This window comes from Saccharothrix sp. NRRL B-16314 (assembly GCF_000716595.1).
In the GTDB taxonomy this organism is placed as follows: Bacteria; Actinomycetota; Actinomycetes; order Mycobacteriales; family Pseudonocardiaceae; genus Actinosynnema.
This window is the reverse complement of the sequence record NZ_JNXC01000007.1, coordinates 237,020-253,588: the sequence shown is the minus strand read 5'-3', so window position 1 is coordinate 253,588 and position 16,569 is coordinate 237,020. Positions and strand designations below refer to the sequence as shown.

The following is a 16,569-nucleotide window of genomic DNA, read 5'->3' as shown; positions in this document are numbered from 1 at the left end:
CCCGGTAAAGCCTCACCGAGGAGTCCACGTGCACGCAGACGCGCCGCTCAGCCACGGCCAGCTCTACTCCTGGCGGGAAGTCGACAGCTACCCGGAGGGCTGGAAGAAGGAGGCCAACCTCCCGGCGACGTGGGACCTGAGGGGCCGGTCGCTGGACGACGTCACGGCGGCCCTGCGGCGGTTGGTCCGGCGGCACGAACCCTTGCGCACCACCTACCACCTGGTCGACGGCGTTCCGGTCCAGCGGGTCCACGAGGACGTCGCGCTGCCCGTCGAGCGGGTCGACCGGGTGATCACCGACTTCGGCGACCCGGACCGCACCACCGGCGCCCTGGTCGGGATTCCGTTCCCGATGACCGACGCGCTGTGTTGGCGCGGGGAACTCGTCACGACGGACGGCGTGCCGATGTTCCTCTCGCTGTCGTTCTCGCACCTGATCCTGGACGTCTGGTCGATCATCGAGCTGGGCTCCCAGTTCGACGCCCTGGTCCGCGATCCCTCGACCGCGCCGCCGACCGCTCCGTCACCGCGAGAGCTCGCCCACCGGCACGCCGAGGACGCCGCGTCCGGACGGCGATCCGCCGCCGAGCGCTACTGGAGCAAGCTGCTGGAGGACGACCACCGGTCACCTGCCCTGCCGACGCTGCCGCCGCACGAGACCAAGCCACGCGTCCAAGCGACGCTGCACTCGGTGGCACTCGGAGGACTCTCCGCCACCGCGGCAAGCGCGCTCGGCGTCTCCGCGCCGGCGGTCGTGATGGCGCTGGTCGCCGCCGGGCTGGCCGAGCACGCGGGCGCGCGGCGCGTCACGCTGAACCTGATGTCCTCCAACCGGTTCACGCCCGACCACCGGCACGCCGTCGGCACGCTGAACCAGCTGATCCCGGTCGTGGTCGACGTCGACGCGGGCCTGCCGTTGGGCGAGCACATCACGCGCACGCACTGGGCCGCCGCCAAGGCCTACCGCTACTCCTCCTACGACGTCGACCGGATCGCCGCGATCGCCGCCGAGGCGGGTGCGACCGGTGACCACGACGGCTGGTTCAACCAGCTGTTCCCGTGCTGGTTCAACTACCTCCAGCTCGACGGCGAACCGTGCGCCCCGGCGTCCCTCGCGCCCGCGGAACTGGTGTGGACGCCGGACGCGCGGCAGTACGGGCAGCCGTTCGACGTGCGGGTCACGGTCAAGGGCGGCCGGATGAGCGTCGCGCTGCGGACCGACCCGGACGTCGTCACCGCGGACGGGGTGACGTCGATCCTGCGTGCCGTCGCACTCGGCGTCCGGCGCGCGGTGATCGAGCCGGAGACCGCCACCAAGGACCTGTGGGACGCCGATGGCGCGGAACTCCCGCCGGCGCTGTTCCCGCCGCGGCCCCCGGCTCCGCCGCGCGGGGTCTGACCCGACCGAGGATCGAGACGACGGAAGGAAGCGCATGTTCGCGTGGTGGGGAACGGTCATGAACCGGATGCGGTGGGTGGTCCTGGTGGCCACCGCCGGGTTCGTCGCGTTCGCGGGTGTCTGGGGCATGGGCGTGTTCGACCGCCTCGCCGACGACGGCAGCCTCAACGATCCGAACAGCGAGTCGCAGCGCGTCATCTCGCGGGTGACCGAAGAGGTCGGGCGGCAGAACGTCCACCTGATCGCGTTGTACTCCAGCGACGAGTTCACCACCGACGACCCCCGGTTCCGCGACGCCGTCGAGGACGCCGTGGCGGAGCTGCGGGCCAATTCCGCGGTCGAGATGGTGACCTCGTTCTACGAGACGCAGGCGCCGGACATGGTGTCGACGGACAAGCACTCCACGTTCGTGCCGATCAGGTTCGCGGCGGGCACCGGCGACGCGGTGGTCGAGGAGGCGAAGGCCGGGCTGGCGGCCGACGGCCTGACCACGCAGGTCGGCGGCCAGCTCGCGGTCAGCGCCGACATCGACGAGCAGATCGGCGACGACCTCGTGCGCGCCGAGCTGATCGCGCTGCCGCTGCTCCTGCTGCTGCTCGTGATCATCTTCGGCAGCGTGGTCGCCGCCCTGATGCCGCTGCTGGTCGGCGGGATCGCCATCCTGGGCGCGTTCACGGCCGTCCGGGTGATCAGCGTGTTCACCGAGGTGTCGGTGTTCTCCATCAACATCATCACGATCCTGGGCCTCGGCCTGGCCGTGGACTACGCGCTGTTCATGGTGAGCCGGTTCCGGGAGGAGATGGACCGCGACCGGCCCGTCGGGCAGGCGGTGGCCAACACCGTCGCGACCGCGGGCCGGACCGTCGCGGTGTCCGGTCTGATCGTGACGCTCGCCCTGGCCGGGCTGCTCATCTTCCCGCAGATGCTGCTGCGCTCGATGGGCCTCGGCGGCAGCGCCGCGGTCCTGGTCGCGATGCTCACCACGCTGATCGTGCTGCCCGCCGTGCTGGCCGTGCTCGGCAAGCGGATCAACTCGCTGCGCATCCCCGGCCTGCACCGGCGGCGCATCCCCACCGTCACCGGTGCGGTCGCGAGGGCCACCACGGGCATCTGGGCGCGCATCGCGGGCGCGGTCATGCGGCGGCCGGTGCTGTTCACGATCGGCACCACGGCGGTCCTCCTGCTGCTGGCGACCCCGTTCGCCCGGGTCGAGTTCGGCGGCGTGGACGAGCGGGTGCTGCCGGCTGGCACCGAGAGCCGGGTGGTGTCGGAACGGCTGGACGCCGAGTTCGCCAGTGACGGCGTCGACCCGATCCGGGTGCTGGTCTCCGGCGCGTCCGCGGCCGAAGCCGCCACGTTCGCCGACTCGGTGGACGGGGTGGACGGCGTGCGTGGCGTCGCGGTGTCCGCGCAGAAGGGCGAGTCGACCCTGCTGACGGTGCGCTACGACGGCGCGTCCAACTCGCCGCAGGCACGGGCGATCGTCCGGGACATCCGGGCGCTGGACGACCCGGTCGGCGCGGAAGTGCTGGTCGGCGGCCCGACTGCGGCGGTGGTGGACCAGGTGGACGGGCTGTCCGAGAAGCTGCCGCTGATGGGGCTGCTCGTCGCCGGCATCACGTTCCTCCTGCTGGCGCTGGCTTTCGGCTCGCTGGTGGTGCCGCTGAAGGCGATCGTGATGAACCTGGTGTCCATCGGGTCGGCGTTCGGCGTGGTCGTCTGGATCTTCCAGGACGGGCACCTGTCCGGGTTCCTCGGCTTCACCCCCACCGGGTACGTCGACGCCAGCCAGCCGATCCTCATGCTGGCGATCCTGTTCGGGCTGTCGATGGACTACGAGGTGTTCCTGCTGTCCCGTATCCGCGAGCAGTGGGACCACCTGGGAGACAACACGGCGGCCGTGGCGACGGGCGTGCAGCGCACCGGCGGCATCATCACGTCGGCCGCGTTGCTGCTGTGCGTCGTGGTCGGCGCGTTCGCGGCGTCCGGCATCACGTTCATCAAGATGGTCGGTGTCGGCCTGCTGGTGGCCATCGTGGTGGACGCGACGCTCGTGCGCCTGCTCCTGGTCCCGGCGACGATGCGCCTGCTGGGGCGGCACAACTGGTGGGCGCCCGGCTTCCTGCGCAAGTTCTACCAGCGCTTCGGGTTCCGCGAGTCCGACGACCTGGACGACGACGACTCGACCGAGTCCGAACCGGAACTGGCCGCCACCCGCTGAACCGCGGCACCCGAAAGGGCGGGCCACTTCCGCGCTTGCGCGGCTGAGCCGGCGGGGAAGAACAAGACTGTTCTTCCCCGAAATCGCGGTGCACGCTCGATGGCACTGATCGTCGTCCGGGGGGACCGCGTGGCCGTGGCCGGCAGTGGCATCGACCGTGAGATCGACATCGAGCAGGACTACGTGGCGGGCCTGTACGCCCGGCTGGACGCCCTGCGAGAGGAGGCGGCCGGGCGGCTGGCGGCGGCAGGGGATCGGGAGGCGGTGGCCGTCTGGCAGGCGGAGGTGGCACGACTGGGCGCCGTTGAGCAGGGGTTGTGCTTCGGGCGGCTGGACCTGCACGACGGCCGGCGCCTCTACATCGGCAGGCTCGGCCTGTTCCGCGACGAGGGCGGCGAACCGCTGCTGGTGGACTGGCGCGTCCCCGTGGCGCGGGCGTTCTACACCGCGACGGCGACCGCTCCGAACGGCGTGCGGCGACGGCGCCGCATCACCACGCGCGGCCGGACGGTCGTCGCGCTGAACGACGAGTTGCTGGACCGGGACGGCGCCGGCGATGACGGTCTGGTCGGCGAAGCGGCGTTGCTGGCGGCGGTGACCGCGGAGCGGACCGGGCGGATGCACGACATCGTGACCACCCTCCAGGCCGAGCAGGACCGGATCATCCGGCACGAGTCCGGCGGGGTGCTGGTGGTGCAGGGCGGTCCCGGGACGGGGAAGACGGCCGTCGCGCTGCACCGGGTCGCGTACCTGCTCTACACCCGTCCGCACCTGCGCACCCGCGGTGTCCTGGTGGTCGGTCCCAGCCGGATCTTCCTGGACTACATCGGCCAGGTCCTGCCGGGTCTCGGTGAGAACGGCGTGGTGACGGCGACCATCGCCGACCTGGGGCAGGGCGTCCGGGTCAGCCGGGTGGACCCGCCCTCGACCACCGAGTTCAAGGGCGCGGCGGCCATGGCCGAACGGCTGGCGGCGGTGGTGCGGTCACGGGTCCGGACACCGGACCACCCGGTCGACGTCGAGTTCGAGCAGCAGGTGCTGCGGCTCGACCCCGGCGACTGCGCTCGTGCCGTGCGGAAGGCCAGGCGGACCGGGCTTCCGCACAACCAGGCGAGGCTGGTCTTCCAGCGGGAGGTCGTGGACGTGCTCGCGCGGCGCCTGGTCGAGGGCATGGAGGCGGTCGTGCTCACCGACACCGGCGAAGCGATCGACGGCGGCAGCCCGGACGGCCGGCTCGGCGAGGCGGATCTGCGTGCGCTGGCCGCCGCGGGAGTCGTGGTCGACCAGGATGAGCACGACGACGGGCCGAGGACCCTGCTGGACGACACCGACCGGACGGCTCTCACGGACTCGCTGCTCGCCGACACCGGCGTCCGGGCCGCACTCGACCCGCTGTGGCCGCCGCTGACACCGGAGCACGTGGTGTCGGACCTCCTCCACGAGCGGACCGGCGAGCGGACCGACGGGTGGAGCGCCGCGGACGTCCCGTTGCTGGACGAGGCCGCCGCCCTGATCGGCCGGGTCGACGACCGCGCCACGTTCGGGCACGTGGTCGTCGACGAGGCGCAGGAACTGTCCGAGATGGCCTGGCGGATGGTGCTGCGCCGGTGCCCGACCAGGTCGATGACCGTCGTCGGGGACCCCGCCCAGACCGGGAACCCGGCCGGCACCTCCTCGTGGGAGCGGGTGCTCCGGCCGCACGTCCAGGACCGCTGGCAGCTCGCCCGGCTCACGGTCAACTACCGCACACCGGCGGAGATCATGGCCGCCACCGCGGACCTGCTCGCCGCCCACCACCCCGGAACGCCGCCACCCCGGTCGGTCCGCTCGACCGGCGAACCACCGTGGCGCGTCGGCACCGCCCGCGCCGACCTGATCACGACCACCGCCGCCCTCGCCGCGGCGCACACCGACGGCCAACTCGCGATCATCGCCCCGAGCGCCCACATCGAGCCCTTGGCCGCCGCGCTCTCCCTTGCCACACCACCGGACCTGACCGGCAAGGTGGTGCTGCTCACCCCCGATCAGGCGAAAGGCCTGGAGTTCGACTCGGTCCTGATCGTCGACCCGGCCGAAATCCTCGGCACCGCGCCACTGGGCCACAACGACCTGTACGTCGCGATGACCAGGGCCACCCAGCGACTGGGCATCGTGCACCCCGGTCGGCCACCAGCAGAACTGTCCGCCATTCCGGAGCAACCGTGACGCCGCCGACCCGGTGGAGGTCCGCTCGGCGCGGTCACCCGACCAGCACCTCGACGGGCGCCGGGTGGCTGAGGAACCCGGTCGGGCTGGCGGTGAGGCCGTAGGCGCCCGCCTGGAAGACGACGACGAGGTCGCCTACATCCGCGGCGGGCAGCTCCACGTCGTCACCGAGCAGGTCCAACGGCGTGCAGAGGCAGCCGACCACGGTCACCTTCTCCACCGGCCGCCCCACCGGGCCGGCCACCGCGATCGGGTAGTTGCGGCGGATCACCTGGCCCAGGTTGCCCGAGGCCGCGAGCTGGTGGTGCATCCCGCCGTCCACGACCAGGAACGTCTTGCCGCGCGACACCTTCCGGTCGACCACCCTGGTCACGTAGACGCCCGCCTCGCCGACCAGGTACCGGCCCAGCTCGACGACGACCCTGGCCCGCGGCAGGCGCGGGCCGAGCACGTCGGCCAGCGCGGCCAGGTTGTCCGCGATCGGCGCGAGGTCCAGCGGCTTGTCGCGGGCCGCGTAGGGGATGCCGAACCCGCCACCGAGGTTCACGTACCGCACCGGCGACGGCGCGCTGTCCGCCAGTTCCAGCACCAGTTCGACGGTCTGCCGCTGTGCCTCGCAGAGGCTCTGGGCGTCGAGGTTCTGGGAGCCCGCGAACACGTGGAACCCCTGGAAGTCCAGGTCGCCCAGCTGCGCCAGCACCGACGGCACCTGCTCCGAGTCGATCCCGAACTGCCGCGGCCCGCCGCCCAGTCGCATCCCGGACCCGCGCACGGCGAAGTCGGGGTTCACCCGCACCGCCACCCGTGCCGCGATCCCGAGCGCCGAGCTGACTTCCTGTGCCCGTCGCACCTCGGCGGCCGACTCCAGTTCGACGGTGACGCCCGCCGCGACCGCTTGCGTCAACTCGGCGGTGGCCTTGCCCGGTCCGGCGAAGCTGATCCGGTCCGCGGGCATCGGCGTGTCCAGGGCGTGCCGCATCTCGGCCGCCGACGCCACGTCGAAGCCGTCCACCAAGCCACCGAGGTGCTGCACCAACGCGGGCATCGGGTTGGCCTTCACCGCGTAGCTCAAGTGCACCGAGGAAGGCAGCACGGCGCGCACGGCAGCCACGCGCCCGGTCACCTGTGCGCGGTCGTAGGCGAAGAACGGCGTGCTGCCCACCCGTGCCGCCAGCAGCGGGAGGTCGACGCCGCCCACCGCCAACCGCCCGTCCGGCAGGGTGAACCCGTTCACGTGCACCTCCGCCGCAGTTCGGTCCGGTCGAACTTGCCGTTGCCCGACCTGGGCAGTTCGGGCAGCACCTCCACCCGCCGGGGCAGCATGTACTTCGGCAGGTCCACCGCCAGCGCCTTGAGCAGGGTCTCCACGTCACACGGGCCGTTGACCGCCAGGACGACGTGCTGCCCCAGCGCGTCGTCGGGCACGCCGAACGCGACCGCTTCGCCCACCAGTCCGGTGGCGTAGGCGGCTTCCTCGATCTCCGCCGGGCTCACCCGGTAACCCGAGGTCTTGATCATGTCGTCCGTGCGGCCGACGAAGTACAGGAAGCCCTCGTCGTCGCGGTAGGCCACGTCGCCCGACCACACCGCGAGCTCCGACGCACCGGGCGGGTACGGGCGGTACCGCTCGGCCGTGCGCTCCGGGTCGTTCCAGTAGCCCAAGGCGACCAGCGCGCCGCGGTGCACGATCTCGCCGTGCTCACCGGGATCGCACGGCGTTCCATCCGGCCGGACGACCAGCACCTCGGCGTTCGGGATGGCCCGCCCGATCGAGTCCGGCCGCCGGTCGACCTCGGCCGGGTCGAGGTAGGTGGACCGGAACGCCTCGGTCAGGCCGTACATCAGGAACGGTCGCGCCAGGGGGAAGAGCCCGCGCAGCCGGGTGAGCGTCGGACCGGGCATCCGGCCTCCCGTGTTGGCGAAGTACCGCAGCCGCCGCGTCGCCTCCTCCGGCCACGCCACGCCCGCCAGTTGCAGCCACAGCGGTGGCACGCAGGTCAACGCGGTGACGCCGTGACGCGCGCACAGCCGCACGACCTCGCGCGGCAGCAGGTAGTTCACCAGCACCACGTGCGCACCGGCCAGGAACGACGTGGTGAGCTGGCTGAACCCGGCGTCGAAGCTCAGCGGCAGCACCGCGAGCACCACGTCGTCCGCGGTGTGCTCCAGGTACTCCGCGACGCTGGCCGCACCGGCGAGCAGGTTGCGGTGCGACAACACCACGCCCTTCGGTCCACCCGTGCTGCCGGACGTGTAGAAGATCGCGGCCACGTCGACGTCGATCACGCCGTCGCGCACCGGTGACCCGTCCGCCGAGCACAGGTCCGTCGGGCACAGGTCCGCCCAGCCCGTCACGCCCGGCTCGTCGTCGACCTCGCCGATCAGCACCACGTGCCGCACGGTCGGGGTCGCACTCAGGGTCCGGTGCCGCTCGGCGGTCGTGATCACCACGGCCGCCGCGCAGTCGGCGAGGACGTGTTCCACCTGCCGCGCCTTGAAGACCGGGTTCACCGGCACCACGACGCCGCCGGCGGCGGACACCGCGAACAGCGCGACGACCGCTTCGAGGCGCTTCTCGACGTACACCACCACCCGCTCGCCGCGGCGCAGGCCGAGGCGGCGCAGACCGGCCGCCGCGCGGGCGACTCGCCGGTTCAGCTCGCCGTAGGTGAGGGTCTCGTCCTTGAACGTGAGCGCGGGCCGGTCGTCGGCGCCGCACCGCGGCAGGTCATCGAGTCGGGTCGGCATCGGTCCCGGCCACCAACGGTGACAGCGCCTGCCAGAGGGAGCCGACGGTCGCGAACGTGCTCTCTTCGATGATCTCGTCCGGCAGCTCGACGTCGTAGGAGCTCTCGATGTCACCCAGGAGCTGGACGATGCTCATCGAGTCCAGCCCCAGGCTCGCCAGCTCGCTCGCACCGGTCAGCTCGCCGGAATCCGCGTACGGCAGGTGCGGCCGGAGGATTTCCTGGAATTTGCCGGGTATTTCCAAGGTAGCCAAGGTTTCACCTCTGGTCGCCGATGCGGGAACCGACAGAGCACCACGTCGACGGTCAGGTTCGCCGAACACCCGAGCACCGGTCAAGGATCACGCCGAGCAGGTGCCGGCCATTAATTTCGGCCGCTAGCTGCCACCGGCGGACGCATTGTCCCGGCCGGTCCCACCCCCGATCATCGGACACCGTGAAGAGTGCGAACCTGTGCTGGGGCCAGCGCTACATCTGGTTGCGACACCACCAGGTGCCGCCGCACGCCCGGCACGAGTCCCACATCGTGCTGCGGTTCGACATGCCGGCCGGCGTCACCACCGTGATGGTCCGCTCGACGCTCAACTACCTGGTGCGCCGGCACGAGGCGTTGCGGACGACCTACCACCTGGACGCCGACGGCACGCCGCGGCAGCGCGTGCACCCGCCCGCGGCCGTGCCGCTCGTCCAAACGACCGTCGAGCGTGACGGCACGCCGACTCCCGCGGACGTCGTCGAACGGCTGTCGTCGTCCGCGTTCGACCTGGCCGGGGAGTGGCCGTTGCGGGCGTGCCTGATCACCCGCGACGGAGCGCCGAGGCAGGTCGTGCTGGTGCTGAACCACCTGGCGTTCGACGCGTGGACGATCGACCGGTTCGAGCGCGAGTTCGAGGCGCTGGGCGCGGGTCTGGCCGCACGCCGTCCCGCCGCCCTGGAACCGGTCCTGCGCCAACCCGCGGACCTGGCGGCGCACGAGGCGTCCGTCGAAGCGCTGGCCGCCAAGGACATCGCGCTCGGGTACTGGCGGGACGAGGTCGCCGGGCTCGTCCCGGACGTGTTCGCCACGCGGCGCGGCACACCGGCCGACCCCGTCGCGCGTGGCGCCACGCTGACGTCGCCGACGATGCTGGAGGCGAGCCGTCGGGTCGCGGACCGGCACAGGGTGTGGCCGTCGCTGGTGCACGTCGCCGTGTACTCGGCGGTGATGGCCGCGTACACGGGGAGCCGTGAGGTCTCGCACCTGTCGTTCACCGGCAACCGTGACGCCACCCCGTGCACGGACGTGATGACGTGCCTGTTCTCGCCGCTGCTGATGCGGGTCGACTGCCACGACAACCCTCCGTTCTCCGTGTTGCTCAAACGTGCCGCCGAACGCTTCCGGCAGGGGCAGGACCACGCCTACGTCCCGTACGACGAGCTGCTGGAGCTGGTGTCCCGCGAGGGTTCCCGGCGGGGCGAGGTGCTGCGGACGGGCTCGGAGCTGAACTTCCTCAACCACGGCGACCACGCCACCCGCGCCAGGCGGACGAAGTTCACCTGGAACCCCACCCCGGCCGCCTGGGCCGAGTACGGGGCCGACACGTACTTCCGCGTGATCGAACTGCAGGACGCCGTGGTCGTCGGGCTCAACGCCGCGTCGACCGTGATGGACGCCGACGCTGTGGAGCGGTTCCTGCGCGGCTACGAGGCCGTGCTGCTCGCGCTCGACGACCCCGCCGCCGACCTCACCGTCGACAACGTGACCGACCTCTGCGGGTTCGCCGAGCCGGTCCCGGTCGTTCCCCCCACCCACGAGACAGCCGACCCTGAAGCGGTACAAGCACTCCTGACGGCCGTGAGCCAGGTGAACGGGCTCCCGGATGCGTCCCCGGACGACGGCTACGTGAGCGCCGGCGGCCGGGTCCTGCGCATCCCCCGCGTGCTCGCGGACCTCGCCGAGCAGGGCTGGACCGGCGTTTCCGTCTACGACCTCGCCGGCGGCCGACCGATGCGGCACGTGGCCACGAAGCTCACCGCACCCTGACCGTGCCGGGTGGGCCGAGCCATGCCGGATCGGCGGGCTCGGCGCACCCGGCAGTGCCGACCACCGCACTCAGCTCACCAACGCGCGGCAGGCAGCGCGCACGCCCGCCTGGAACCGGCTCACCGCGTCCAGATCACGCATCAACGCGGCGATGTGCCGCCGACAGGTGCGCACCGACATGCCGAGCTTGCGCGCGACGACCTCGTCGGTGAACCCCTTGGCCATCAAGCTGGCCACCGTCTGCAACAGGTCGTCGGCGACCTCGGCGTAACCGGAATCGGCCGCCTCCAACGACGTCGCCACGTCCCACAGGTGGTTGAACACGTCCAGCAGGAACGGGACCACCTCGTCGTGCCGCACCCAGGACGCGACGGCTTCCGCCGGGTGGCTGCCCATCAGCACCGCCGACGACCGGTCGAAGACGACGGCGGTCCGCGGCAGGTGGCTCACCGTGCGCACCACGGCGCCCGAGTCGGTCAGCCGCCGGATCTTCACCCGGCTGGCGAAGTCGGCCCGGTCGCGGTGCTGGCAGACCATCCTGACCGCCACGCCCCGCTCGACCAGCCCGCCGCACACCGACAGGAAGTCGTCCAGCTCGTCGGAGTCGAACGCGCCGGACCGCAGCACCAGCACCTCTTCGCGGCAGGCCTCGGCCGCGACCCGGAGCAGACCGTTGACCTCCAGGTCGCCCGTGATCCGCTCCACCGCGGCCTGCCCGGCGGTGTCGGCGTAGTCCTGGCGGAACGCTTCGGCGCGCTGCCGGATCTGCGCGATCAGCTCGCGGCGCTGGTAGATCTCCCGTTCCATCGGCGAGACCAGCAGCGCCGTCGCCACCTCGGGGTCGACGGGCACCAGCCTGCGGTCCCGGTCGGCGCGCAGCAGCCGGCTCTCCAGGAGCTGGTTCACCGCGGCGTTCACCTCGTGGGTGCCCATCCCCAGTTCCGCGGCCACCCGGTCGATCCCGTCGATCGCGCCGTTCCGGGTGGCGTAGCGGTAGACGTCGAGGAGTTGGTGCTCCGATATTCTGACGATCTCCGGGCGTAACGCGATCACGGTCTGCATGGTCGGTTCTCCTGCTTCACCTCGACACGCGGCATCCGGCGGGACACCGCGGAACTGCGCACGGCGCGGGGCACGCCGTGTGGGTCATCGGGTCGAACGGGGACGATCGGCCAGCCGGACACCCAGGCCGCGTTCCAGCGCGGCACGCTGGAGCCGGCCGCCCAGCGCGGCGTTCTCCGTGCCGACGCCGAGCAGTTCCACCAGCAGGATGTCGTCGGGGTCGCTTCGTCCGGGGTGGTGTCCGGTGAGCACCCGGCCGAGGTCCGCTTCGACGCGCCGCCGGTGCCGCCACGCGGCGTGCGGGCGGTACCAGCCCTCGGTGCGTGGTGCCAGCTCTTCGTGCGTTCCGGGCTCCGCCAGGTGCATCGCGGCCACGGCCCGGTGCCGGTTGGCCGGCAGCAGGCCGAGGTCGTCGACGTAGACCTGGTCGACGCTGTCCAGCAGGTCCGACGGCAGGTCGACGCCGGTGGCGTTGACGGTCAGCGAACCGAGCGGCGGCAGCCCGACCGCCAGCCGGTCCGCGGCGAAGTCGGAGGTGATCAGCAGGTTCGCACCGGCTGCCGCGTGCCGCATGTCGGCGGTGGCGGAGATGCCGATGCCCGCCGCTTCGAGTTGGTCCAGCAACGCCCGTCCGATCGGCACCGGACTCGCGATGTCCGCCGTGTGCACGGAGATGTGGGTCAGCCAGGGCACGTGCCGGGCGATGACGGCGAGGTGCAGCGGAGTGGCCGCGGGCGAGGCGAACAGCGCGGCGGTCACCACCCCGTCGGCGTGCACCTCACGGGCGGCGAGACCGACCAGTGCGGCGGCGCGGACCAGCCGGAGGCAGGACGCCGGGAACAGGCACACGTCGCCGGTGACCAGGTCCTGCACGGCGGTCTGCTCGTGCCGCAGGTGCGCCGCGCGTTCCGGGTCGGCGACGAACCTGCACGTCGGCGGCTCGTCCGGGTGGGTTCCACCGGTCAGCTCTTCGGCGACCACGGCGACCGGGTCCACGTCCTCGATCGCGCGCAAGACCTCGTCGGCGCTGAGTCGCAGGACAGCTCCGGTCATGTGACGCCTCCGGCGTGCCGAATGAGGACGGTTCCCGCCCTATCGTGCACACCGCGCTTCCCAACCTCTTCCGAACCGCTTCCGGTGGCCCGGAAGGCATCGACAGCCGTTCAACGGTCATCCGGCAGCGGCGTGGCTACGGTCGAGATCGGAGAAGCACCAGAAAACTGCCGCCCGAGGTTTGGGAGAATCCGCCGCCGTGTTCACGAAACGAAACTTCGCCAGATCCGCCGTGGGGTTGTCGGCTTTCCTCGCCATCGTGGTCGAGACGTCCCCGGTGGCCCTGGCCTCCGACTCGCTGAGGGACGCGCCCCACCCCGCGGTGAACGACACCGGGTCCAGCAACGCGATGCGCCTGCCCACCGCGCCGCCGCGGTCCGCCAACAACGACTCGCCCTGGGACTGACCGACTGCGCGCCCGGCAACTCCGGCAAGTCGTGCGATCCTCGCAACCACCGCAAGTCCTGCGATCCCCGGCAAGTCCCGCGACCCCGACAACTTCGACAACTCGGGCAAGTCCGGAAACTCCGGCCACTTCGACAAGTCCGGCAACTCCGGCTAGTCCAAGATCCGCGCCGCTTCGCCACCGTCGTCGAACAGCGCGGACCTCGCCGTGTCCAGGCTCTTGAGCAGCCGGACCGCTTCCTTCGAATCCACCTTCGACAGCAGGATCGCGGCCTGCTCCAGGCTCTCGTCGGCCAGGGTCGGGTCGTCCCCGCCGTCCTGCACCTCCGACAGCAGGATCAGCGTCTTCGCCAGCCACACCGACGAGCCGAGGTCGCCGAACACCGTGCGCGCCTCCGCGAGGTGCCCCGCCGCGCTCGCGGTGTCGTCCCGGACGACCGCGATCTCCCCCAGTGCGAAGTGGGACTGCCCTTCGATCATGCGGTCCCCGACGCGCTGGGCGATGGACAACGCGTGCACGAGCGTCGTCTCCGCGCTGTCCATCCGACCCTCCCGGCGCCGCACCATCGCCAGCCCGTACAACGCGTGCGCTTCGCCGATCCGGTCGCCGATCTCCCGCACGGTCCGCAGCACGCTGTGCAGCGCCCGCCTGGCCTGGAGGACCTGGCCGGCGCGCAGGTGCAGCTCGGCGAACCGGCTCATCACCTGCGCCTCACCGCGCAGGTAGCCGGCGCGCCGGCAGAGCGCCAGCGCGTCGCCGAGCATCTGGCGGGCCACGTCGACCTCACCCTCGTCGATGTGGAACTTCGCCAGGCTGCGCAGGATGTTCGCCTCGCCGATGAGGTCGCCGACGGCGCGCATCTTCACCAGCGCGTCGCCGTACTTGGCGAGCATGGGCTCGAAATCGCCGCGCATCCGGTCGACCAGCGCGGCGTTGCGCAGCACCAGCGCCTGGCCGTGGACGTTGTCGTCGGCTTCGAACAGCGCCAGGGCCGACGTGAAGTACCGCTCGGCCGCGGGCAGTTGCTTCTGGATGGTGTGCAGCGTGCCGAGCGAGTAGAGCATCGCACCGCAGCCGGTGCGGTTGCCCGCGCACTCGGTCACGCGCAGCGCCAGTTCCGCGGTCTCCCGCCAGTCGTCCAGGTAGCCCTTGACCTCGAAGACGCTGACCGCGGTCAGCGCGAGGTCCCAGCACAGCTCGTCCAGGCCGGCCGCCGCGGCTTGGCGGACGGCGGCCACCAGCGCGTACCGCTCGTTCTCCAGCCAGTCCACCGGGTTGTCGACCAGCACCGTGTCGGCCCACTCGTCGACGTGCCACCGCGGCGCGGTGCCGTGCAGGATCGTGTGGTCGCCGCCGTACTCCTTGCGGTGCGCCCGTTCCGCGAGCGCCAGCCACGCGCCGAGCACCCTGGTCGTCGCGTCGGCGCGCTCGGCTTCCGTCTCGACCTCCACCAGCTGTTCCCGCGCGTAGACGCGGACCAGGTCGTGGAAGCGGTAGCGCAGTTGTCGCGACTGCCCGTGGACCGTGTCGATCATCTGGGCGTCGACCAGCCGCTCCAACGCCTCCTCGGCGTCGATGGGGTCGGAGTCCAGCAGCGCGGCGGCCGTCCAGCCGGGGAAGTCCGGCGCCTCGATCAGCGCGAACAGCCGGAACAGGCGCTTGGCCCGGTCGGGCAGGCTGCGGTAGGTCATGCCCATGCTGGAACGCAGCTCCAGGCCGTGGTGGCTGAACTCGTCCAGCCGGCGCACCTCGCTGCGCATCCGCCGGGTCAGCTCGGCGATCCGCCACTGCGGCCGGGACGCCAGCCGCGCGCCCGCGATCCGCAGCGCCAGCGGCAGGCCGCCGCAGTAGCGGACCAGCTCGTCCGTGCGGTCGGGCTCGGCGCGCAGGCGTTCGGGGCCGACGATCTTCGCCAGCAACTCGGCGGAGGTGGCGTCGTCGAACGCGTCGAGGTCGACCCGGTGCGCGCCCGCCAACCCCGCCAACCGGACCCGGCTGGTCACGATGACCGCGCAGCTCGGGCTGCCCGGTAACAGCGGCAGCACCTGGTCCTCGCTGGTCACGTCGTCCAGCAGGAGCAGCAGCCGCTTGCTGGCGAGCCGGCTGCGGTACAGCTCGGCGCGCTCGGCGACGTCGTTCGGCATGACCGCGCCGCTGACGCCGAGGGCGCGCAGGAACCGGGCCAGGAGCAGACCGGTGCGCACTTCGCCGCCTTGCAGGTCGACGTAGAGGTGCCCGTCCGGGTAGTGCTCGCTCAGCTCGTGCGCGACCCGCAGCGCGAGCGTCGACTTGCCGACGCCGCCGCGGCCGGAGATCGCCACGACCGGCACCGCGTACCGGGCGGCCTCCGGGCGACCCGCGCCGGGCAGGACGTGGCGGATCTCGGCGATGTGCTGGTCGCGGCCGATGAAGTCGGCGATGCTGCTGGGGAGCTGGCGGGGGCTCGCGGGCGGCTGCTCGGCCGACTCGGGCGGCGCGCCGGGCGGCGGCGCCAGGTCGAGCGACGGATCGCGGTTGAGCACCGCGTGTTCCAGGTCCTGCAACTCCTGGCCGGGGTCGATGCCCAGCTCTTCCACGAGGGTGGCGCGGACGCGGCGGCACACGTCCAGTGCCTCGGCCTGCCTGCCCGACCTGTACAGCGCGAGCATCAGGAAGCCGTGCAGCCGCTCGCGCAGGGGGTGTTCGGCCACCAGTCCGCGCAGCTCGCCGGTGATCTCGTCGTGCCGGCCGAGTTCGAGGTCGAGCCGCACCCGTTCCTCGACGGCGGCGATGCGCGCGTCCTCCAGCAACGCCGCGGCCCGGCGCACGGCGTCGCTCTGGATGCCGTCGAGCGCGGGGCCGCGCCACAGGTCCAACGCGGCACGCAGCGTCGCCGCCGCCTGGTCCGGCTTGTTGTCCGCGGCTTCCCGCTGCGCGGCGGCGACGAGCTTGCCGAACGTGCCGCTGTCCAGCTCGTCGTCGGACAGGGCGAGCAGGTAGCCGGAGGGCCAGGTCTTGATCGCGTCCGGGATGCCGGCGTCGCTGAACAGCTTGCGCAGGCCGGAGATGCAGCCCTGGATCTGGCCGCGTGCGGTGGAGGGCGGCACGTCGCCCCAGATGGCGTCCACCAACTGCTCGACGGACGTGACCCGGTTGGGCTTCAGGGCGAGCGTGGCGAGCACGACGTGCTCCCGAGGGCCGCCGATCTTGTACGAGCGACTCCCGACGACGAGTTGGAGAGGACCGAGAATCCGCAATCCCACCGCACGCACCTCACATTCTCGCGTGATTGCGCGGCCACCCGACCGTTGCGCCGAGCTGCCACCGCCCCCGGACTCGGCCAGGGCACGCTAGCACCTGTTCACGCACGTTGAGCACCTTAGTGCGCATTTCAACCGGTCAACTTTCGCGCGAAAGCACGATCGGGCGCAATGGCCTGCCGAGGAAAGCGCCGGCACCAGCCGGGGTGTTCAC

Annotated in this window: 11 protein-coding genes; 5 read left to right on the top strand and 6 right to left on the bottom strand. The window is 71.9% G+C overall.

What is annotated here, in order from left to right; genetic code table 11:
* Window positions 1–28 precede the first annotated feature (28 nt).
* The 3 genes from OQ02_RS14650 to OQ02_RS14640 all read left to right on the top strand — a co-directional run bounded on the left by OQ02_RS14650 (window position 29) and on the right by OQ02_RS14640 (window position 5,825).
* Complete coding sequence (locus tag OQ02_RS14650; protein ID WP_033438927.1) at window positions 29–1,399, top strand: condensation domain-containing protein; 1,371 nt, start codon at window positions 29–31, stop codon at window positions 1,397–1,399.
* 34 nt (window positions 1,400–1,433) lie between these two features.
* Window positions 1,434–3,620: an MMPL family transporter gene (locus tag OQ02_RS14645; protein ID WP_033438926.1), complete on the top strand. Its 2,187-nt coding sequence runs from the start codon at window positions 1,434–1,436 to the stop codon at window positions 3,618–3,620.
* Window positions 3,621–3,719: 99 nt separating this feature from the next.
* Entirely contained in the window at window positions 3,720–5,825 is a 2,106-nt protein-coding gene (locus OQ02_RS14640; protein WP_051772301.1) for a HelD family protein, read from the top strand.
* 34 nt (window positions 5,826–5,859) lie between these two features.
* Here the strand turns inward: OQ02_RS14640 and OQ02_RS14635 are convergent, their stop codons facing one another.
* From OQ02_RS14635 to OQ02_RS14625, 3 genes are read right to left on the bottom strand one after another with little or no spacing between them, the layout of a single operon-like run.
* Window positions 5,860–7,059 carry a pyridoxal-dependent decarboxylase, exosortase A system-associated gene (locus OQ02_RS14635; protein ID WP_033438925.1) on the bottom strand — a complete coding sequence of 400 codons (1,200 nt, stop codon included), beginning with the start codon at window positions 7,057–7,059 and terminating at the stop codon, window positions 5,860–5,862.
* Window positions 7,056–8,573 carry an acyl-CoA ligase (AMP-forming), exosortase A system-associated gene (locus OQ02_RS14630; RefSeq protein WP_033438924.1) on the bottom strand — a complete coding sequence of 506 codons (1,518 nt, stop codon included), beginning with the start codon at window positions 8,571–8,573 and terminating at the stop codon, window positions 7,056–7,058. The genes OQ02_RS14635 and OQ02_RS14630 overlap by 4 nt, the downstream gene beginning before the upstream one ends.
* Window positions 8,554–8,826 (bottom strand): acyl carrier protein, encoded by a 273-nt coding sequence (locus tag OQ02_RS14625; protein WP_051772299.1) that lies wholly within the window; start codon window positions 8,824–8,826, stop codon window positions 8,554–8,556. The genes OQ02_RS14630 and OQ02_RS14625 overlap by 20 nt, the downstream gene beginning before the upstream one ends.
* 182 nt (window positions 8,827–9,008) lie before the next feature.
* Between OQ02_RS14625 and OQ02_RS14620 the strand changes: the two genes are divergently transcribed.
* Entirely contained in the window at window positions 9,009–10,595 is a 1,587-nt protein-coding gene (locus OQ02_RS14620; RefSeq protein WP_033438923.1) for a condensation domain-containing protein, read from the top strand.
* Window positions 10,596–10,664: 69 nt separating this feature from the next.
* Here OQ02_RS14620 and OQ02_RS14615 read toward each other — a convergent pair whose 3' ends face one another.
* Window positions 10,665–11,657 (bottom strand): hypothetical protein, encoded by a 993-nt coding sequence (locus OQ02_RS14615; RefSeq protein ID WP_033438922.1) that lies wholly within the window; start codon window positions 11,655–11,657, stop codon window positions 10,665–10,667.
* Between the two features lie 84 nt (window positions 11,658–11,741).
* The gene (locus OQ02_RS14610) at window positions 11,742–12,710 is read right to left on the bottom strand and encodes a hypothetical protein (RefSeq protein ID WP_033438921.1); all 969 of its coding nucleotides are present in this window, start codon (window positions 12,708–12,710) and stop codon (window positions 11,742–11,744) included.
* Window positions 12,711–12,909: 199 nt separating this feature from the next.
* Here OQ02_RS14610 and OQ02_RS43760 point away from each other — a divergent pair, with 199 nt between their 5' ends.
* Complete coding sequence (locus OQ02_RS43760; RefSeq protein ID WP_156077047.1) at window positions 12,910–13,116, top strand: hypothetical protein; 207 nt, start codon at window positions 12,910–12,912, stop codon at window positions 13,114–13,116.
* Between the two features lie 152 nt (window positions 13,117–13,268).
* Here the strand turns inward: OQ02_RS43760 and OQ02_RS14605 are convergent, their stop codons facing one another.
* Window positions 13,269–16,358 carry an AfsR/SARP family transcriptional regulator gene (locus OQ02_RS14605; protein ID WP_063747062.1) on the bottom strand — a complete coding sequence of 1,030 codons (3,090 nt, stop codon included), beginning with the start codon at window positions 16,356–16,358 and terminating at the stop codon, window positions 13,269–13,271.
* Window positions 16,359–16,569 lie beyond the last annotated feature (211 nt).